General features: G+C 28.8%; 18 protein-coding genes, 1 tRNA gene and 1 other annotated feature. All 19 genes read right to left on the bottom strand.

The features are described from left to right. Nucleotides 1–474 precede the first annotated feature (474 nt). The 19 genes from OW763_RS15535 to spoIIE all read right to left on the bottom strand — a co-directional run bounded on the left by OW763_RS15535 (nucleotide 475) and on the right by spoIIE (nucleotide 20,915). The gene (locus tag OW763_RS15535; RefSeq protein WP_268042327.1) at nucleotides 475–1,392 is read right to left on the bottom strand and encodes a DUF4097 family beta strand repeat-containing protein; all 918 of its coding nucleotides are present in this window, start codon (nucleotides 1,390–1,392) and stop codon (nucleotides 475–477) included. Nucleotides 1,393–1,437: 45 nt separating this feature from the next. Further along, nucleotides 1,438–2,001: a hypothetical protein gene (locus OW763_RS15530; protein ID WP_268042325.1), complete on the bottom strand. Its 564-nt coding sequence runs from the start codon at nucleotides 1,999–2,001 to the stop codon at nucleotides 1,438–1,440. 3 nt (nucleotides 2,002–2,004) lie between these two features. After that, nucleotides 2,005–2,226 (bottom strand): hypothetical protein, encoded by a 222-nt coding sequence (locus OW763_RS15525; protein ID WP_268042323.1) that lies wholly within the window; start codon nucleotides 2,224–2,226, stop codon nucleotides 2,005–2,007. Beyond that, the gene (locus OW763_RS15520) at nucleotides 2,226–2,921 is read right to left on the bottom strand and encodes an ABC transporter ATP-binding protein (RefSeq protein WP_268042321.1); all 696 of its coding nucleotides are present in this window, start codon (nucleotides 2,919–2,921) and stop codon (nucleotides 2,226–2,228) included. The genes OW763_RS15525 and OW763_RS15520 overlap by 1 nt, the downstream gene beginning before the upstream one ends. 2 nt (nucleotides 2,922–2,923) lie before the next feature. Then, nucleotides 2,924–3,292: a GntR family transcriptional regulator gene (locus OW763_RS15515; protein WP_268042319.1), complete on the bottom strand. Its 369-nt coding sequence runs from the start codon at nucleotides 3,290–3,292 to the stop codon at nucleotides 2,924–2,926. Nucleotides 3,293–3,426: 134 nt separating this feature from the next. Further along, nucleotides 3,427–4,803, bottom strand: a complete 1,377-nt coding sequence (gene murD, locus OW763_RS15510) for a UDP-N-acetylmuramoyl-L-alanine--D-glutamate ligase (RefSeq protein ID WP_268042317.1) — start codon at nucleotides 4,801–4,803, stop codon at nucleotides 3,427–3,429. A 333-nt stretch (nucleotides 4,804–5,136) separates the two neighbouring features. Further along, nucleotides 5,137–6,528 carry a glycine--tRNA ligase gene (locus tag OW763_RS15505; RefSeq protein ID WP_268042315.1) on the bottom strand — a complete coding sequence of 464 codons (1,392 nt, stop codon included), beginning with the start codon at nucleotides 6,526–6,528 and terminating at the stop codon, nucleotides 5,137–5,139. Nucleotides 6,529–6,582: 54 nt separating this feature from the next. Next, nucleotides 6,583–6,748, bottom strand: a binding site (T-box leader). A gap of 75 nt (nucleotides 6,749–6,823) precedes the next feature. After that, nucleotides 6,824–6,898, bottom strand: a tRNA-Asn gene (locus tag OW763_RS15500). Between the two features lie 151 nt (nucleotides 6,899–7,049). Then, the gene (gene lysS, locus OW763_RS15495; protein WP_268042313.1) at nucleotides 7,050–8,582 is read right to left on the bottom strand and encodes a lysine--tRNA ligase; all 1,533 of its coding nucleotides are present in this window, start codon (nucleotides 8,580–8,582) and stop codon (nucleotides 7,050–7,052) included. A gap of 52 nt (nucleotides 8,583–8,634) precedes the next feature. Beyond that, nucleotides 8,635–9,114 (bottom strand): transcription elongation factor GreA, encoded by a 480-nt coding sequence (gene greA / locus OW763_RS15490; protein ID WP_268042311.1) that lies wholly within the window; start codon nucleotides 9,112–9,114, stop codon nucleotides 8,635–8,637. Between the two features lie 132 nt (nucleotides 9,115–9,246). Then, nucleotides 9,247–10,068 (bottom strand): hypothetical protein, encoded by an 822-nt coding sequence (locus OW763_RS15485; RefSeq protein WP_268042309.1) that lies wholly within the window; start codon nucleotides 10,066–10,068, stop codon nucleotides 9,247–9,249. An 83-nt stretch (nucleotides 10,069–10,151) separates the two neighbouring features. Next, on the bottom strand, nucleotides 10,152–11,120 hold the full coding sequence (dusB, locus tag OW763_RS15480; protein WP_268042307.1) for a tRNA dihydrouridine synthase DusB: 969 nt from the start codon (nucleotides 11,118–11,120) through the stop codon (nucleotides 10,152–10,154). Nucleotides 11,121–11,128: 8 nt separating this feature from the next. Continuing rightward, the gene (locus OW763_RS15475) at nucleotides 11,129–11,908 is read right to left on the bottom strand and encodes a type III pantothenate kinase (RefSeq protein WP_268042305.1); all 780 of its coding nucleotides are present in this window, start codon (nucleotides 11,906–11,908) and stop codon (nucleotides 11,129–11,131) included. Between the two features lie 149 nt (nucleotides 11,909–12,057). Continuing rightward, the gene (locus tag OW763_RS15470; protein WP_268042331.1) at nucleotides 12,058–13,728 is read right to left on the bottom strand and encodes a formate--tetrahydrofolate ligase; all 1,671 of its coding nucleotides are present in this window, start codon (nucleotides 13,726–13,728) and stop codon (nucleotides 12,058–12,060) included. A 66-nt stretch (nucleotides 13,729–13,794) separates the two neighbouring features. Beyond that, a complete protein-coding gene (locus OW763_RS15465; protein ID WP_268042303.1) occupies nucleotides 13,795–14,181 on the bottom strand; it encodes a thioesterase family protein in 387 nt (128 codons plus the stop codon). Between the two features lie 200 nt (nucleotides 14,182–14,381). Continuing rightward, nucleotides 14,382–16,289 (bottom strand): ATP-dependent zinc metalloprotease FtsH, encoded by a 1,908-nt coding sequence (gene ftsH / locus OW763_RS15460; RefSeq protein ID WP_268042301.1) that lies wholly within the window; start codon nucleotides 16,287–16,289, stop codon nucleotides 14,382–14,384. 93 nt (nucleotides 16,290–16,382) lie between these two features. Next, the gene (gene hpt, locus OW763_RS15455) at nucleotides 16,383–16,925 is read right to left on the bottom strand and encodes a hypoxanthine phosphoribosyltransferase (RefSeq protein ID WP_268042299.1); all 543 of its coding nucleotides are present in this window, start codon (nucleotides 16,923–16,925) and stop codon (nucleotides 16,383–16,385) included. A 2-nt stretch (nucleotides 16,926–16,927) separates the two neighbouring features. Continuing rightward, nucleotides 16,928–18,313 carry a tRNA lysidine(34) synthetase TilS gene (gene tilS, locus OW763_RS15450; RefSeq protein ID WP_268042297.1) on the bottom strand — a complete coding sequence of 462 codons (1,386 nt, stop codon included), beginning with the start codon at nucleotides 18,311–18,313 and terminating at the stop codon, nucleotides 16,928–16,930. 202 nt (nucleotides 18,314–18,515) lie between these two features. Then, entirely contained in the window at nucleotides 18,516–20,915 is a 2,400-nt protein-coding gene (spoIIE, locus tag OW763_RS15445) for a stage II sporulation protein E (protein ID WP_268042295.1), read from the bottom strand. Between the last annotated feature and the right edge of the window lie 246 nt (nucleotides 20,916–21,161).

Raw genomic sequence — 21,161 nt, 5'->3', positions numbered from 1 at the left:
GTTAGGCACGCCGCCAGCGTTCGTCCTGAGCCAGGATCAAACTCTCAATTTAAAAGTTTAATCTTTTACTCATTACAATTGACTGACATTATTTCTTAACTTCTGTTTAATTTTCAAAGACCAATTTTCGCTTGCCATCTTGCGACAGCTTACTTAGTATATCATTTGAATTTCTTCTTGTCAACAACTTTTTTGAATTTTTTAATTCTTCTTAAATTCATTAATTTGTTGTTATCTTATCGTCTTTCTCGACGACAAGGAATATCTTATCATAAATATCAATCCTATCTTTTACTATAACTGTTATTAGATAAAATTAAGGCTACCCTTCTTCATTTAGCTACTGATTTTTACCATATTCATATATTGATACACTTGGAACAGTATATTATGAAAATATCATATATGATATTAATGAAGGTATTTTTTACGTATTTTGTGTTTTAATTTCAAAAATAATGAGCTGAATATAAATCAGCTCTTAACTATTTTTTGTTTTATTTTCACATCACCTGAAGAAGCTCTTATTTTAACTTTATTTTCACCATTTTTTACTTTTCCTTTTAATTGCTTTTTATCTGCTTTCTCTTTTATATTTACAGGGAATTCACATTCTATACTTCCTAATGATACTTCTGTATCTAAATCAAATTCTACATTATTGGGTAACATTAAGCTTATATCTCCTAAAGTAGAAGTTAACTCAATATCATAATCTAATTTTGAATAGCATATATCAATATCTCCGGAACTTACCGTTGCTTCTAAATTTCCATCGAACTCATCTATATCTATATTCCCCAAAGATACTTCTACTTTACTATCTTGTGTTTTTATTCTTTTCCCTTCAATATTTGCTGTAGAAGCTTTAACATTGAAAGTTTCTACTTCTAAATTTTCCATTTCAATTTCTCCTACATTTAATTTACATTCTAAAGAAATAAATTTTGAATTTTTTATAGATATATTAGCTAAAGAACAATCTATAAGTAATTTTTCTTTATAACTTTTAGGCAAATAAACATCTACTTTAACATCCGAATTATATACACCTGCATTCGTATTTGATTTCTTTTTACTTTTAACAATTAATTTATCTTCTTCAACCAATGCACTCAAATTAGGCACTCTATCCTCTGAAGTTGTAAAAACCTTTCCATACATATGAATCTTTACATTCTGTCTATTTTCTGGAATTATATTTATATCACCACTCATATCTTCTATACATATTTGATTTATTTTTTCTATGTTTTCTTCCTTAATATCATCTATATTATACTCTTTAACATCTTTACTATTAGCTGTAATCTTAATATTTCCACATCCCATTAAACTAAAAGCCATTAATGCAAATAATATTAAATACGATATAATCTTTTTAGTATTCATTTACTACCTCCACTGATAAGCAAGCAAAGCTTTTAACTTGTTTATCTACAAATCTATCTTATTATCTATCAAATATCCTATACCTACAAATAATATTATAAGTATCAAAATACTATAAATAGTTCCCGCCACATTCATTTGAACACCTTGTGCACTACCTTGAATCACTCCATAATTCCTCTGAATTATATTCATTCCAATATACTGTACATCTCGTATCAATTCAATATTAATCATATACGGAATATATTTGACAACTAAATATTCTATATATGAAATTCCAGCATTCAATATTATAAATAGTATAAAACTTAAAGCCTTACCTATCCTTTTTTTCTTAAATGCAACTTTACTAATTGTTATAGAAAAATACACCATAGACAAAAATTTTACTGTTAAAACTATACTTACTATAATTCCCAACATAATAGCTTGGAATAAATTCACTTCATCTCTTATCTCACTTATAATATTCAAATCTAAATCACCTTTTAAAATAAGCATAAAAATTACTATCCCCAATACACTTGCAGCTGCAAACCACATTAAAGATACAATAATCTTTGAGCCAACTATTTTATTACCACTTACAGGTAATGTAAATGTCAAATATCATCTTTCTTGATACATTTCTTTACTAAAAGAGTTTATACTTACAATTAATATTGTAACAAACATAGCTGTAATAGCTAAACTCTCCAAAACATATACTGTTACAGAAGACCATACATCTATTCTAGAATACAATGCAAAAGTTAATAATATCATAATTATAAATAATCCTAAAAAAAACTTAAAATTTCCTTTTAACTCATATTTTATTAATCTACCCATTATTCAAATACCTCCCTAAACAATTCGTCAATAGATTTCTCCTTTTCTGCTCTTAATTCTTCTGCATTACCAGAAAGTACAATTTCTCCATCTCTTATAAATGCAACATCATCAAATATTCTTTCTATATCTTTAACAAGATGAGTAGTTATAATCATCGAACTATTTTCATTATAATTTTGAACAATAGCATCCAATATTTGTTCTCTGGCTACTGGATCAACTCCAGCTAAAGGTTCATCTAATATATAAAGTTTAGCTTTTCTTGATAGTACTAATGTTAAATTTAACTTTTCCATCATACCTTTTGATAATGAGGTTACTTTAGCTTCTTCATCAAGTTTCATAAATTTCAAAAGTTCTTTGCATTTTTCTTGATCAAAATCTTTATAAAAATCTTTAAAAAGCTCTACAGCATCTTTTATTTTCATCCATTTATACAAGTAGTTTTTATCCGGTAAATAAGAAACTATAGCCTTTGTAACTACTCCTGTTTTTTTACCATCAATTAAAATTTCACCACTAGTTTGCCTTAAAATTCCTGCTGCAATTTTCAAAAAAGTTGTTTTCCCACTTCCATTGGATCCTAAAAGTCCTAGTACTCTTCCTTTCTGTAGAGATATATTAACCCCATTTAGAGCCTTTTTACGAAAATAACTTTTCGTAAGTTCCCTAGTTTTCAATATATCATTCATAATTATTCCTCTCTTTTTATTTCATCCGATACCATTTCTACTATCTGTGCTCCATTGAATCCAAGTTCCTGCATTTCTTTTATAAATATTTCCATAACTTCTTTCGCCATGTCCTTTTTAAGATTCATTATAGTTTCTTCACCTTTCGTTACAAATCGTCCCATACCACGCTGCGTATATGCTAATTCTTCTCTTTCAAGTTCTTGATATGCTCTTTGTATAGTATTAGGATTAACTTTCAATTGCAACGATAGTTCTCTAACCGACGGCATCTTGTCGCCCCCTTTTAATTCATTTGATACAATCTGTTTCTTTATAAAATTAATTATTTGAAGATATATAGGTGTCTTACCATCAAATTCAAATTTCATATTACACCTCCATAACAAAATCTTAAGTTTTATTTCTTGAACGCGCCACTGTTATATTTACATAGTACACTAACACTGTATAACTATCAATAATTTTGCAAAATAAAAAAACGCCAAATTTAGACGTTTTTTTATCATAAATTATTAACCAATCGTTTGAACTCATTTCCTCTAATCTCAAAATTAGGAAACATATCAAAACTAGCACATGCTGGTGACAAGGTAACAATATCTCCTTCATTTGCAACCTCTTTTGCTTTATACACTGCCTTTTCAAAGCTATCTACTATTATTATAGGTATCTTTGTATTTTTTTCCTCATCAATTTTATCAAAAGCCTTCTTTATTTTTTCTTTAGTGGCTCCAACTAATATTAATGTCTTAATCTTACTATATCCATTTTCCGCCAAAGGTTCAAAAGGAATTTTCTTATCATATCCTCCCGCTATTAATATTACTGGTTTTTTAAAAGCTTTAAGCCCAGCAATAGTTCTAGTAGGGCTAGATGCTATGGAATCATTATAATATTTTACTCCATCAACTTCTCTTACAAATTCACATCTATGTTCTACCCCAGTAAACTTAGTTGCAACCTTCTTCATATTTTCTATACTAACATCTTCTGATACAACGCAAAATGCCGCTAATAAATTTTCCACATTATGCATACCCATTAATTTAACTTCTTCTAAGATACACACTTTCTTATCCTTTAACATTAGTTTATTTTCGGTAAAACAAGCTCCATTTTTAATTACTTCTTTAACACTAAATTGCATTACCTTTCCTTTAGCTTCTCCAACAATAGAATTTGTTATATCATTATCTCTATTTAAAACCAAAAGGTCATTTTTTTCTTGTACTTTAAAAATATTCTTTTTAGCTTCAACATACTCTTCCATTCCCTTATGAATATCCAAATGATTAGGAGTAACGTTTGTTATTAGCGCACACTCTATGTGAACATTCATCGTCATCAACTGAAAGCTAGACAATTCTAATACAACTTTGTCTTCTTTTTTGATTTCTTCAATATATGAAAACAATGGATTTCCTATATTACCGCCTATCCAAGTTTTATATCCTTCACTTTTTAACATATTATAAACCAATGTAGTAGTGGTTGTTTTACCATCACTGCCTGTAATTCCAAATATTTTAGCAGGGCAGTATTTAACGAACTCTTCCATCTCAGAAGTAACATACGCCCCATCTTCTTTAGCTTTAACCAATGCCGGATTATCTATTCTCATAGAAGGAGTTTTAAATACTACATCAAAACCTACTAAATTATCTAAATAGTTTTCTCCTAATTCTAAATTTACTCCTTTTTCCTTAAACGTCTCTCCTATTTCCCCAACTTTTTCTTCATCTTTTTTATCAAATGCAGTTACATTGGCACCTAATTCAACCAAAAAACGAATTAGTGGAATATTACTTACGCCTATTCCAACTACTGCAACTTTCTTATTTTTAATATTTTTTTTAAATTCTTCAAAATTCTTAGACATATATTAAGCCTCCAAAATGATTAATATATTACGTTATATTTTCATTTAATTATAACACTTTATATAATTTATTGCATATATTAAATAAAGTTTCCATATACTACTTAATCATAATTTTTAGAATTTATTTAAAATAAAGACTTTAATTTTCATATTGATAATTTATCATACACTGTGTTATACTACCATAGTGTCGTTAATATATGATAATTAATTCCCCGAATTTAATTAGACACATAACATATCCCCATAACAAACCTTATTTTCACCCAATATTTTGGGTGTTTTTTTATATCAAAAAAGCTACTGAAAATCAGTAGCTTTTTTGATTAATTAAAATTGTACTTTTTCTTCTAAGAATTTCTCTAACTCATCCATGCTAAGTCTTATTTGATCCATTGTATCTCTGTCTCTTATTGTTATAGTATTATCTTCTAAAGTATCAAAATCTATAGTTATACAATATGGTGTTCCTATTTCATCTTGTCTTCTATATCTCTTACCTATACTTCCTGATTCATCATATTCTATATTAAATTTCTTACTTAATTTAGCATAAACATCTAAAGCTTTTTCAGATAACTTCTTAGATAAAGGTAATATTGCTGCTTTGTATGGGGCTAAAGCTGGATGGAAATGTAATACTTTTCTCACATCTCCATTTTCTAATTCTTCTTCATCATATGCATCAACTAAAAACGCAAGAGCTACTCTGTCTGCTCCTAATGATGGTTCTATTACATATGGAACATATTTTTCATGAGTAGTTGGATCTAAATATGTTAAATCTTGTTTTGAATGTTCCATATGTTGTTTCAAATCATAATCTGTTCTATCTGCAATCCCCCAAAGTTCTCCCCAACCAAATGGGAATAAATATTCCACATCAGAAGTAGCACTGCTGTAGAAAGATAATTCCTCTTCTTCATGATTTCTAAATCTTAAATTTTCTTCTGTCATTCCTAAATTTAATAAGAACTTCCAACAATAATCCTTCCAGTATTTAAACCATTCTAAATCTGTTCCTGGTTTACAGAAAAATTCTAATTCCATTTGCTCAAATTCTCTAGTTCTAAAAGTAAAGTTTCCTGGAGTTATTTCATTTCTAAAGGATTTTCCTATTTGTCCTATTCCAAATGGCACTTTCTTTCTTGATGTTCTTTGTATATTTTTAAAATTAACAAATATACCTTGAGCTGTTTCTGGTCTTAAGTATATTTCGGATGATGAATCTTCAGTTACTCCTTGAAATGTCTTAAACATTAGATTAAATCTTCTTATAGATGTATAATTTTTCTTTCCACATTTAGGACAAACTATATTGTTATCATCTATATATTTCATTAACTCTTCATTAGTCCATCCATCTGCACTGACATCATCCACACCATTTGCAACCATGTGTTCTTCCACTATTTTATCTGCTCTAAATCTTGCTTTACATTCCTTACAGTCCATTAATGGATCAGAAAATCCTCCAACATGTCCTGATGCTACCCATACTTCTTTATTCATTAATATACTTGAATCAAGCCCTACATTATAAGGACTTTCTTGTATGAATTTTTTCCACCATGCCTTTTTTACATTATTTTTGAATTCTACTCCTAGAGGACCATAGTCCCATGAATTGGCCAATCCTCCATATATTTCTGATCCTTGAAATATAAAACCTCTGCCTTTACATAATGCAACTACCTTATCCATTGTTTTCTCAAAAGCCATTTTTCTTACCTCCCAAAAATTCATTTTTATGTATAAAAAAAAGACCGTTCTACCTAAAGGGACGAAATTAAACTTCCGCGGTTCCACCCTTTTTGGCATAAGCCCTCTTAAAAAAGCTTGCACTCAAAAGCGCCTTTCATAATAAACATTTAGTTGTTTCCACCAATCACAACCTCTCTATAAAATGCTCACCATTACTCCTCTTTATCATTGTGCTATATATTAAATTTTATCCTTACCAGTATTCTATCAAAGTTAAAATAATTGTCAAGTAATTTTTCCAAAAAATAAAAAATGGCTCCGCGGAGAGGACTCGAACCTCCAACCTATCGGTTAACAGCCGAGTGCTCCACCATTGAGCTACCGCGGAACATTTAATACACTACATATTATAACATGTTTTATAAAAAATACAAGTATTTTTTTATAAATAGGAATATTACTTTGCAATATTCTCAAGTAATCAGTAGCCAACAATCACTTATTGGTTACTGATTACTGAAAATTGCATAACACTTTTCTTATTTTGTTGGTTTCATTGTTGGGAATAATATTACATCTCTTATTGAATGAGAATCTGTTAAGAACATTACAAGTCTATCTATTCCCATTCCCATACCACCTGTTGGCGGCATTCCTATTTCTAACGCATTTATGAAATCATCATCCATCATATATGCTTCATCATCACCAAGTTCTCTTTCTTTTAGCTGTTGAAGGAATCTTTCCTTTTGAACTATAGGATCATTTAACTCTGAATATGCATTACAAAGTTCTCTTCCATATACAAAGCCTTCAAATCTCTCAGTTAATTCTGCATTACCTCTCTTTTTCTTAGTAAGCGGTGAATTTTCTACTGGATAGTCGCATATAAAAGTAGGTTGCATTAATTTTTCTTCTGCATATTCCTCAAATAAAGCTACTAAAATATCTCCCTTTGTACAGTCTTTAAGTTCTTTCTTTGATTCTATTCCTTTTTCTTTAGCTAAATTTCTAGCATCTTCATCTGTTTGTACTTCATTAAAATCAATACCAGCATATTCTTTAACTGCATCTACCATAGTTAATCTTCTCCATGGTGGAGCAAAATCTATTTCTGCACCTTCATATACAACTTTAGTTGTTCCATTAACTTTTTCGCAAATATATGCTACCATATTTTCAGTAATTTCCATCATATCATTATAATCAGAATATGCTTCATATAATTCTATAGCAGTAAACTCTGGATTATGTCTTACATCTATGCCTTCATTTCTAAAGTTTTTGCCTATTTCATATACTTTCTCAAATCCACCTACTATAAGTCTTTTTAGATATAACTCTGGTGCTATTCTTAGATACATATCAACATCTAATGCATTGTGATGTGTTACAAATGGTTTAGCCGCAGCACCTCCAGCTATAGGTGAAAGTGATGGTGTCTCTACTTCTATAAACTCTCTATTATCTAAGAACTCCCTCATAGCTTTTATGATAGCTGTTCTTTTCATAAGTGTTTCTCTTGCTTCCTGGTTCATTACTAAATCTATATATCTTTGTCTATACCTTAAATCTGGGTCTTTTAATCCATGAAATTTCTCAGGAAGTGGCTTTAATGATTTTGTTAAAAGTTGGAAATCTTTTATTTGAATAGTAACTTCTCCAGTTTTAGTTTTAAATACTGTACCTGTTATTGATACAAAATCACCGATATCAAAAGTTTTGTATTCTTTTAATCTTTCTTCTCCAACATTATCTATCTTTATGTATAACTGCATTTTTCCGTATCTATCATGGATATCAGAAAATCCAGCTTTTCCATGGACTCTCTTAGACATAAGTCTACCTGCTACGATTACCGGTTTATCTTCAAGTTCATCATAATTATCTTTAATTTGTTGTGATGTATGAGTTCTTTCTATTTTATATACATCAAAAGGATCTTTACCTGCTTCCTGTAAAGTAGCTAATTTTTGTCTTCTTTCCTTAAGTAAATTGTTCAACTCTGCTTCTTCTTTAGCAGCCATTCTTTGAGCTTTAATTTCTTCCTTCGTCAATTGCTTTTCTGACATTCTAGTATCCCTCCAATTTATTCATACGTACCAATTAGTTATTACTTATATTTTATATTCTGATTTGCAAGATTTCAAACTTACTAACACCATCTGGAACAGGTGCTTCCACAATATCTCCTACTTTATTGCCTATAAGGGCTTTACCAACAGGTGATTCATTTGAAATCTTATTTTCCATTGGATCTGCTTCAGCAGAGCCTACTATATGGAATTCAATTTCTTCATCAAATTCATAATCTTTAACTTTTACAAAAGAACCTACACTTACAGCATCTGTTGATATTTCGCTTTCATCAACTACAGTAGCATTTCTTAACATATTTTCTAATTGAACTATTCTTCCTTCAGCAAAAGCTTGTTCATTTTTAGCTTCATCATACTCTGAATTTTCGCTTAAATCTCCATAAGAAAGTGCAACCTTTATCTTTTCAGTTATTTCTTTTCTTTTAACAGTTTTAAGAAATTCTAATTCTTCTTCTAACTTTTTTACACCTTCACTTGTCATAATATATTTTTTTGAAACGCTCATTCTTTACTCCCCTTTAAATATAATTTGTTTAAAATTTCTATAATTATCAGCACCTAACTATTTAAGTTATTATAAATCAGTAGCTTTTTAATGTCAATATATGTATTCTGATTTTTACATATATATCATATATTATGTTATAATATGCTTTCCAAATTTAATTTTATCTAAAAAAATATCATTTTTGTATAGAAATTTTTCTATATCATTATAACTACGTGGATTATACATTGCACCTATTAGTTCGGACGTTATATCCATTTTTTCTATTTTCCATGGTGTAAAATAAGTTACATCATTTATGATTATATCTTTAGTATCTTTAGGCACAAACATATTATCCAAATACCATATAGGACAATTATTGGAAATATCTAACTGTCTTGACGTAATTATAAAATCAGAATTATCTATAGCATAATTCATATCGTTTGTTATTATAGGTGAAACTCCATAACTACACAATACATAATCACATAATACCCTAATTTTTCTTATATTATTCGATAATAATATAAAATATTTTGCTTTTTTTGCTAATTCATAGATTATATATTTATTTATATCATCTGAAGCATCATATATCAAAACACAATTTTTGCCAATACTTTTTTTCCTTCTCATTAAAATCAATTGTAAACTTTTTATTACACTATAAGCTAACATTCTTTTTTGAAAATCATTATAAAAATAATAATCCATACTTCTAAATGTTTTTATAGCCAATCTAACATTGTTATTTCCAAATCTTTTTTTGATATTATAAATATTCCTCTGATAAGCTCTCTTATTAAAATTAGGAGGAAATTTTATTGTGGTTATTGAAACACCTAAATCCTTTATAAAACTTTCTCCTATGTACCGTGTATTAAATTTGTCTTTTATTTTTCCAAAAACACTTCCATCTTTATACACTTTTTTTAAATTAGAATTGATATATATAATTCTATTCACAATTCACCTATACTTATTACTTTATACATTTATTTTATTATTTATATAAGTAATAAATTACACTTTAAACAAAAAAATAAAACTTATATAATTAATTTGCTTTTATAATCATTTAGAATATTTATTACATTTTCACTTTCTTTCTCAGTATTAATATAATTTTTAATTTCTGTACACTTAGGCATTCCTTTTATATACCATGCAATATGTTTTCTCATTTCTCTTACACCTTTTAATTCACCATAATAATATACCGCAAGCTTAAAATGCCTAATACACATTTCAATCTTTTCTTGATAGTTTGGATATGTAACTTTTTTACTGTTTAATGCTTGATCTATTTGTTTAAAAATCCACGGATTTCCCATTGCTCCTCTAGCAACCATTATTCCATCACAATTAGTAACTTTTTTAATTTTAATAGCATCTTCAACAGAAAAAACATCTCCATTAGCTATAACAGGAATACTTACATTTTCCTTTATCTTTCTTATTATGTCCCAATCTGCTTTACCTTGATACATTTGCGAACGTGTTCTACCATGTATAGCCACAGCATCAGCACCAGCCTGTTCCATAATTTTTGCATATTCAACTGCATTTATATTTTTTTCATCAAATCCCTTTCTAAACTTAACAGTTATAGGCTTTTCAGAAACCTTCTTCATCTCTTTCACTATTTCAGATGCAATTTCAGGATTTTTCATAAGAGCTGACCCTTCTCCATTTTTAACAATCTTAGATGCAGGACACCCCATGTTTATATCAATTAAACAAATATCATCTTTTTCATTAAATTGTTCACAAGCTTTAGCCATAATATAGGGCTCACATCCAAACAACTGAACAGCAACTGGTTTTTCCTGTTTGCTGAGCCTTAGTAACGTTTTCGTGTTTTCATTATTATAATAAAGACCTTTAGCACTTATCATTTCTGTATACACAAGCCCACATCCCATTTCCTTACATAAGCCTCTATATGCTATATCTGTTACCCCTGCCATAGGCGCTAAAAACACATTATTATTAAAATCTAAATTTCCTATTCTCATCAAAATCCCTACTCTTTATTTTTTTCATAAATAACTTTTAATCCTTTTAACGTTAAAAATGGATTAACTTCATCAATAGTCTTAGAATCCTTAGCTATTAACTTGGCCAAACCTCCAGTTGCTACAACAAATGGTTCTTCACTTCCTTGTTCAATCATTTCTTCTTTCATTTTTGAAACTATGTAGTCTACTTGCCCAATATATCCAAAAACTATACCTGCTTGCATACTAGAAACTGTATTTCTACATATAATGTGCTTAGGTTTTACAAGCTCTATTCTAGGAAGTTTAGCAGCTTTTTCAAACAATGCATCTGCTGATATCTTTATTCCCGGGCATATTGTTCCTCCTAAATAATCACCTTTTTTAGTGACTGCACAAAACGTTGTCGCAGTTCCAAAATCTATTATAACAAGAGGTTTCTTATATATTTCATGTGCTGCAACAGCATTAACTACTCTATCTGCTCCAACAAATTTAGGATTATCATATTTAATATTTATGCCTGTTTTAACTCCTGGTCCCACAACAACAGGCTTTAAATTGAAATATTTTCTTATCATATGCTCTATAGAATACATAATATTGGGTACTACAGAAGATATTATAACGCCTTGTATATCTGAAGGATTTATTTTATTATATGAAAATAACTTTAAAACTTGAATTCCATATTCATCAGCTGTTCTTTTAGCATCTGTTCCTATTCTACATTCTACAATCAGCTTATCATTTTTAAAAATGCCTAATACTATATTCGTATTTCCTGCATCCAAAACTAGTATCACTGTAATACACTCCTTAATAAAATTATAAGAGCAGTATATAACTGCTCTTCTAGTAATTCTTATCGTCCCTTTAATGTCAATTTAATTTTAACAGTTAACAATAATTTGTCAAGTAAAACTACCATAAAATCCTTTAAGCTAATTTCTTATTAAAATAGCCCTTCAATTGTCCCATCTTCTAAAATATCCATCTTGTTTGCAGCTGGAACTTTAGGTAATCCTGGCATAGTCATAACATTTCCTGTTAACACTACAATAAACCCAGCTCCATTTGAAACCTTCATTTCTCTAACGTTAATATTAAATCCACTTGGTTTTCCTAAAAGTTGTGGATTATCAGATAATGAATATTGTGTTTTAGCTACACATATAGGCAATTTATCAAGTCCTATTTTTTCTATATCCTTAATCTGTTTTTCCGCCACTTTAGAATAGTCAACGCCATCAGCACCATAAATTTCTTTTGATATTATATCCATTTTTTCTTTTATTGATAGTTCTTTTTCATATAAACATTTAAAACTACTTTGTTCATTTTCTAATACATCTAACACTTTTTCTGCAAGAGCAATTCCACCTTCTCCGCCTTTTTCCCAAACCTCAGCAAGCGCAACCTTAACTCCTAAATCGTCGCAAAAATTTTGTATATATTTAATTTCTTCATCGCTATCAGTAATAAACTTATTTATAGAAACTACAACTGGCACTCCATATTTCTTAATGTTTGTAATTTGTTTTTCAAGATTACCTATACCTTTGGCTAGTTTTTCAACATCTGGTTTACTTAATTCATCTTTATTTACTCCTCCATGATGTTTTAAAGCTCTTATTGTTGCAACAATAACTATACAGTCAGGTTTTAAATTACCATATCTACATTTTATATCCAAAAATTTTTCTGCACCTAAATCTGCTCCAAAGCCTGCTTCAGTTACAGCATAATCTCCTAACTTTAAAGCAATCTTAGTTGCAAGTATACTATTACATCCGTGAGCAATATTAGCAAAAGGTCCCCCATGAATAATCGCTGGAGTATTTTCTAAAGTTTGAACAAGATTTGGTTTTATTGCATCTTTCATTAATAATGTCATAGCACCATGAACGCCCAGCTCTTTAGCATAAATAGGTTCACCATCTAAATTGTATCCGATAAGAATATCACCCATTCTTTTCTTTAAATCCATCAAGTCATTTGCTAAACATAAAATAGCCATAATCTCTGAAGCTACGGTAATCATAAATCCGTCTTCACGAACAAACCCATTAGCTTTTCCACCCATACCTACTACTATATTACGTAGTGCTCTATCATTCATATCCATAACTCTTTTAAATATTATTCTTCTTGAATCTATTCTAAGAGCATTTCCTTGATGTATATGATTATCTATAGCTGCTGAAAGCAAATTATTTGCAGCTGTTATAGCATGCATATCTCCTGTAAAATGAAGATTTATGTCTTCCATAGGAACAACTTGAGAATAACCTCCTCCTGCCGCTCCTCCTTTAATTCCAAATACAGGACCAAGTGATGGTTCTCTTAATGCAATCACAGCATTTTTATTGAGTTTACACAGTGCTTGCCCAAGCCCCACAGTAACTGTAGACTTTCCTTCACCAGCTGGAGTAGGATTTATTGCTGTAACCAAAACTAACTTTCCGTCTTTTTGTTTTTCTCTATTTTTTAATACATCTAAAGATATTTTACATTTGTATTTTCCGTAAAACTCTATATCATCTTCAGTCAATCCTAGTTTTTCTGTAATTTTTATTATAGGTTGCATATCAGCATTTTGTGCAATTTCAATATCACTTTTAATCACATTATCACCCCTAAAAATTAACAAAGAATATACTTTAAAAAGCATATTCTTTTGTCTTAATTATTATTTTTGTATGTTTTCTAAAAATTTTTTCTGATCTACTATGTATCTTTTATGAGTTCCTTCTCCTATTTTACCATCCTCATCGTAAGCTTTAACTTCAAATAATAATTTTTTACCTTCAACTTTTACTAAATTAGACTCACACCTTACCTTCATTCCTATTGGTGTAGCTTTCATGTGTTTTACACTAATTTCTGTACCTACAGTACCATATCCTTCTGGTAAAGAATCTTTAATACTTGTTTGAGCTGTATTTTCCATTAAACCTATCATAGATGGTGTTGAAAATACATCTACTAGTCCAGATCCTACTTTTTTTGCAGAATGTTCCTCTTTAACAGCCATTTCCATAATTCCTTTAGTTCCTTCGTGTACATTGAATTCCATATAATCATCCTTTCAAGATTATTATTTATATTTTATATAAAAAATATTATATATATCTTTAAAACCATCTAATTTATTATATCCATATTATTATAAAAACATCAAAATTTACAACAAAGCTTCTTAATACTCATAATTATAATTAAAAAAAAGCAAAAAGTATAGGGTTATTATTATAACTTTATACTTTTTGCTTTATACTAGCTTTCTGTTGTTTCGTCTTCTTGTTTTATTTTTTGTTCATTTACTTCTTCCTTATCCAGACTTATTTGATTAACAACAATTTCAGCATTAATACTAGTTCCTTCTATTATAGCATTAAATGCTTCTGCACCAACTTTTTCTTTTTCCAAAAGCACTTGTGCTACAGCATGAAGCTTATCTATATGTTCTTTTAATATTTGCTCAGCTCTCCTGTAAGCTTCATCTACTAATGATTTTACTTCTTTATCTATCTCAAAAGCAACTTCTTCACTGTAGTTTTTATCCTTTCCTATATCTCTTCCAAGAAAAACTTCATCATGACCACTTCCGAAAGTTATAGTTCCTATCTTTTTACTCATTCCATATTGCATAATCATTTTTCTTGCAATAGCAGAAACTCTTTGAATATCATTTGAAGCTCCTGTACTTATATCGCCTAAAACTAAGTGTTCAGCAACTCTTCCACCTAAAAGTCCTACCATTTCATCTTTTAACTTTGATTTAGAAGTATATGCTGTATCTTTTTCAGGTAGATGCATAGTATATCCACCTGCCATCCCTCTTGGTATTATACTAATTTCATGAACCGGATCTGCATGAGGTGAAAATTTCATAACTATTGCATGACCTGCTTCATGATAAGCTGTAAGTTTTCTATCTTCTTCATCAATAACTCTGCTCTTCTTTTCTGGTCCTGCTATAACTCTTGTTACAGCTTCTTCTAGCTCATCCATTGTTATTACTTTTTTATTGTTTCTAACTGCTAACAACGCAGCTTCATTCATTAAGTTTTCAAGATCAGCACCTACAAATCCTGGAGTTCTCTTAGCTAAAATATCAAGTTTAACATCATCTGATAAAGGTTTATTTTTAACATGTACCTTTAAAATTTCTTCTCTACCTTTTACATCTGGTGCTCCTACCAATATTTGTCTATCAAATCTACCTGGTCTTAAAATAGCTTTATCTAAAATGTCTGGTCTATTAGTTGCAGCTAATAGAATTATTCCTTCATTTACTCCAAAACCATCCATTTCTACTAGTAATTGATTTAAAGTTTGTTCTCTTTCATCGTGTCCCCCACCAAGACCAGCACCTCTTTGTCTACCTACTGCATCAATTTCATCAATGAATATAATACATGGTGAATTTTTCTTTGCCTGTTCAAATAAATCTCTTACTCTAGAAGCACCAACTCCAACAAACATCTCAACAAAATCTGAACCTGATATGCTGAAAAATGGTACACCTGCTTCTCCTGAAACAGCTTTTGCCAATAAAGTTTTACCTGTTCCTGGAGGACCTACAAGTAACACCCCTTTAGGAATTCTTGCACCCATTTCTAAGTATCTTTTAGGATCCTTTAAGAAATCAACAATTTCTGCTAATTCACCTTTTTCTTCATCAGCACCAGCTACATCTTTAAATCTTACTTTTTGTTTATCAGGAGTAGCCATTTTAGCCCTGCTTTTACCAAAATTCATAACTCCTCTATTACCACCGCCACCTTGAGATTGTTGCATAAACATAAGACCAAAACCAACCAACATTAAAATTAATATTATGCTTGGAAGCCAGTTTAACCACATAGGAACTGTAGTCGGAGGCTCAAATCTAACGCTTACAGAAGCATTTGGGTATTTCACAAAAAGATCATCGATTAATAATTTCTCAGGAATCACAGCTTTAAATTGAGTTTTATCTTTATCATTAAGTTCTCCAATTATTGTTCTTCCATCTTGTTTAATTTCAATCCTAGATACACTATCTTCTATCCAATATTTTTTAAATTGATCATATGATACTAAGCTGGCATTTTTATTAGTTTCTACTAAGGCTAACGCTGCCAATATTACCATTATAAATACTATTATCCAGGCTGTTGCGCTTGAAAATTTCCTCACTTTACCGCCCCCCGTCTTTCTGGTAGTTTATTAGATTTTATCATATCACATTTTCCTTTACAATATTAAAACTAGTGGTTACTTATGTAGTTATTATTTATTTTTATAAATTTCTTCTTTTAATATTCCTATATACGGCAAATTTCTATACTTTTCTGCATAATCCAGTCCATACCCTACTAAGAAATAGTTTGGTACATCATATCCTAAATATTTTACATCCATTTCAATTTCTCTTCTTTCTGGTTTATTTAAAAGGCATGCAATTTCAACACTATTTGGATTTTTAGCGTGTAAATATTTTTTAAGATAACTTAATGTTATACCTGAATCTATTATATCTTCTATAATTAATACATCCTTACCTTCTATTTCAAAATCTAAATCTTTTAATATTCTAACTACTCCTGAACTTTCTGTAGAACTTCCATAACTAGAAACTGCCATGAAATCCATATTACATGGTATTTCTATTCTTTTCATTAAATCAGCCATAAAAGGAACCGACCCTTTTAATACACCTATTAAAATAAGCTCCTTATTTCTATAATCATCACTTATCTTTTTTCCTATTTTCTTAATTTTTTCTTGTAGTTCTTCTTCACTTAGTAATATTTTCTCAATATCGTTTTTCATAATTATTCCTCACTTTCAATTTTAATTTGTAATATATTTTTTGTATCTTTATCGACCTTAAATTTATCACTTATTCTATATCCAACAACCCAAGCTATCTCATCACTAAAACAAACAAGTGGTACAACATCTCTTTCATTTTTAGGAATTTTCAAATCCATAAATAAATCTTTTAACTTTTTACTTCCTCTCATTCCAAATGGAGTAAATCTATCTCCATTTTTCCTAAATCTAATTTTTATAGCTCCATTTATTTTATCATAGTCAAAATACTTAATTAAATTATCATTTTTCAAATCTCTTTGTATAAGATTATTTACTAATTTAAAATTTATTTTTACCCCCATTTCTTCTATGTTGTTTTCACTTTCTAGCTTTAACAGATGTTCAACATTATCACTTGATGTTTTTTGAGTCTTTATGTATAAGTGAATATCTCCATAACTGTTTAAAGCATTAATATTATTGGTAAGCATTACTACTTTACCAGTAGACTTCTTCTGAACCTCAATAATATCATATACATGTGTTTTTTCAAAATTATATAAATTACCTTTAAGTTCCTTTAACGCTAATCTTATAACTCTACTTAGTATAGCCTCTTCTTCATTAAATACTTCCTTATATATTATAACCTTATCTTTGTTTATTTTACAATATTTTCTAAAATTATTATTAGCTATTTTATTTAAGTAATTATTATCTGTTTTTACTGTATCTGCCAATCTATTAATTACTTTAATTATATCAGGATTAAAATTTTTTTCTATATATGGTATCAATTCTAATCTTATTTTATTTCTAGTAAATATATTTTCTAAATTTGTTTTATCTATTCTAGCATGAAGTTTATTTTTTTCACAATACTCCTCTATTTCTTTTCTTGTAATATCTATTATTGGTCTTATGAAAACATCATCTCTAACAGCTTTTATACCTACAAGTCCTTCTATACCTGTTCCTCTTATTATTCTCATAAATACTGTTTCAGCCTGATCATTAGCATTATGCGCTATTGCTATTTTATGTCCATCTATCTCCTTTAATACTTCCTGAAAAAAATTATATCTAGCTTCTCTACCTGCCATCTCACAAGAAATACTTTTCTTCTTTGATAGCTTATGGATATCTACTCTTTTTATAAAACATTCAACATTTAATACTCTACAAAATTCCTTAACATATTTCTCATCCTTATCTGCTTCTTCACCACGTAAGCAATGATTTAAATGTGCTACAGCAAGTGATATATTAAGTTTTTCTTTCAAAATATAAAGTATGTGCAAAAGACATATTGAATCTGGTCCACCTGATACCGCAACTATAACCTTGTCACCTTGATTAAACATTTTATTCCTTATTATTGTGTCTAACACTTTATTTATCACTCTAAACACTCCTATATGTAACTTTATGTCACTTTATTATAACATAATTATAAAACTAAAAATAAAAAACTAAAAACATATAATACTATAAAAATGTTTTAATGGATAAAAATAGTAGAGAATGAATTTTAAGTATTTTTACATTCTCTACTCATAACATATCATATGCTTTTATAAAAACATTAACCTTTTCATAAATAAATTAATATAAATTGTAAACTTTAGAAACTATGGCTGTCATATCATCTTTAACTTTTCCACCACTTAATTCCTTCGCTTTTTCTATTAATCCTTCCACCAATTCTTTAGGGTTATTTGAGTTACTATCTTTAAGATACTTAACAACCCAATCAACATTACCAATATTATCACTATCGTAATCCACAACCCCATCACTTAACATAACTATAATATCACCATTTTTTACTTTTTTATTAATAATTTCTACATCAGCTTTATCTAATACTCCTATTGGCAAAGTTTTAGAACTTATAACCTCTACTTTTTTTCCTGATTTTATAAAACTAGCAACCGCACCAACTTTCATAAAATTAATTTGTCCTGAGTAAAGATCTATACCACTTAAATCAAGAGTCGTAAACTTCTCATCTTCTGAAAATTTTAATGACATTATAGAGTTTATAGCATTTATAGCCATAGTCTTGCTAAAACCTGAGCTTATAAATTTTTCTATTAGTTCTACTACAGCTTTACTTTCTTGTCCAGCTTGAGGTCCTGAACCCATGCCATCACTAATTACGCACATATAGTCCCCGTCACCACTCTTGCCAAATACATAACTATCTCCATTATATTTTTCACCAGATTTACACTTTCTCTTAACATAAGATGCAATATGATATTTAGGCATTTCTTCAAACAATATATTACATTCACTTGTTTTGGGATTAATACTACACCCTTTATCACTAGCACACATGGATTTATCAATAACTTGATTAATTAACGGCAATATCTTTTTAGCGCATAATTGAGTGCCTCCACACGACTTTAAATCTAATCTAACTATCAATCTATTATTTTTATCTAGAAAACAAAAAACATCATTAAATTTAATCCTGTTACTATCCAAAACTTTTCTTATCTTTTTTTCTGAATCACTATCAATTTTTATTTCAGAATTAAATTCATTTATTACTTCCTTTAAAGAATCACCCATACTGTTTATTTGTCCAGCTAAGATTTGTCTTCCTTCACCAATTGTCTTTCTCCACGTTTCTTTAATTACATGTTTAATAACTATATCTTCTCCATTATTTAAAAGCGTTGCTCTTTTAATACATTTTTTATCTATCTCTTTAGGAACCTGATTTTTTTTACCTTCTTGAAGATTTTGTATAAGCTCTCCAAAAGCCGCATAAGTATAATATGCCTCTCTTTTCCAACACATATTATTCATATTACAATTACTACAAACTCTATCCGCAAGATTTTCAATAAGTGCACTGCTTTTATTTTTCATTTCTAATTTTTCATTATCAGCCAAATCATTCAAAGTATTTGACACATTATATAAAACGTTCGAAAAATTATCCAACCTTTGAACTAATAACTCTTTTATCTTATCAACATAGTTCTTATTTAAATATTCTTGCTTTTTTTCCCAATCTAGTTCTAAATTTATTCTTTTATATATACTATTAGGAACTATAAAAAAAATAGCAACAACAATTAATACCTCTACCAATTTAAATTCAATTCCTATATTTGAATATAACTTCAATATTAGAAAAGTAATTATATATGAAAAACCACTTAACCACTTTCCATTTTCCTTAAATATTCCTGCTATAAATCCGCATAATCCATACACACTTATAAAAACAAGAATATCATTAGATGAAATTCCTATTATAGTTCCAATAGCTATTCCACTAGCAGCTCCTATTGTACTACCATTTATGTAACTTAATATCAATATAAATCCTAACGCTAAGATATTCCTAAGAGAAATTTGAAAAATTTGCATTCCCCAAGTTCCTGATATTATTAACGATATCAAAATTGCCATACTTATTATTTCTTCGCTTCTAAATAAATGTTTTGTTTTTAATTCTTTTATGCATATTATAGAACGTTCAAGAATAAAATATAATGGTAAAATGCAAAGCATTTGAAGAAAAGTAGTTAAAAAAGCAATCTTTAAAGTTAAGTTTCTCACGATAAATTCACAAATTAATAATTCTGTAAATATAGCAATAAAAATTATAGACAATTTTATTGTTTTAGAATTTCTATTTAGCAAATAATTCAATGCTGTAATAGTAACAATAATAATTAAATAACTTGGAAAATCACTTACTTTATTGTATATTGTTATGTACCCTGCCACTCCCCCTATAGTTATAGGTAAAATATTGTTTTTTTCTTTTTGAACATACATAGCAATTAAGAATGTAATTCCAAAAGGAGCTGTAGAGTTATCTATATTAAGCAATAAAACTCTACTAATCAATAAGGAGCTTATAAAGTAAATTAAGATTTTTGATACATGAATATAGTTCATTTGTTTATTATCTTTTTTTTCTTTAATCTTTTCTTTGAATCTTTTATAAGGAAATATTTCTACTCCATATTGCATTCACAACACCTCTGAACTCTTTAATTTGAATATAATTATATCAGAGTTCATTGGAAATAAATGTCATTTATTAATACACCCTATGTATTTTCGTAAGACATTTATATGGATTTTTATATAAATTATTATTATTAACGAGTTTTTTCAATTATTTTGTTCAAAAAAACTTAAGAACCACAAGTTAACTTGTGGTTCTTATAATGGTTGCGGAGGCAGGACTTGAACCTACGACCTTCGGGTTATGAG

Source organism: Clostridium aestuarii (assembly GCF_026735135.1).
Taxonomy (GTDB): domain Bacteria; phylum Bacillota; class Clostridia; order Clostridiales; family Clostridiaceae; genus Clostridium_H; species Clostridium_H aestuarii.
This window is presented reverse-complemented; position numbering and strand designations above follow the sequence as displayed.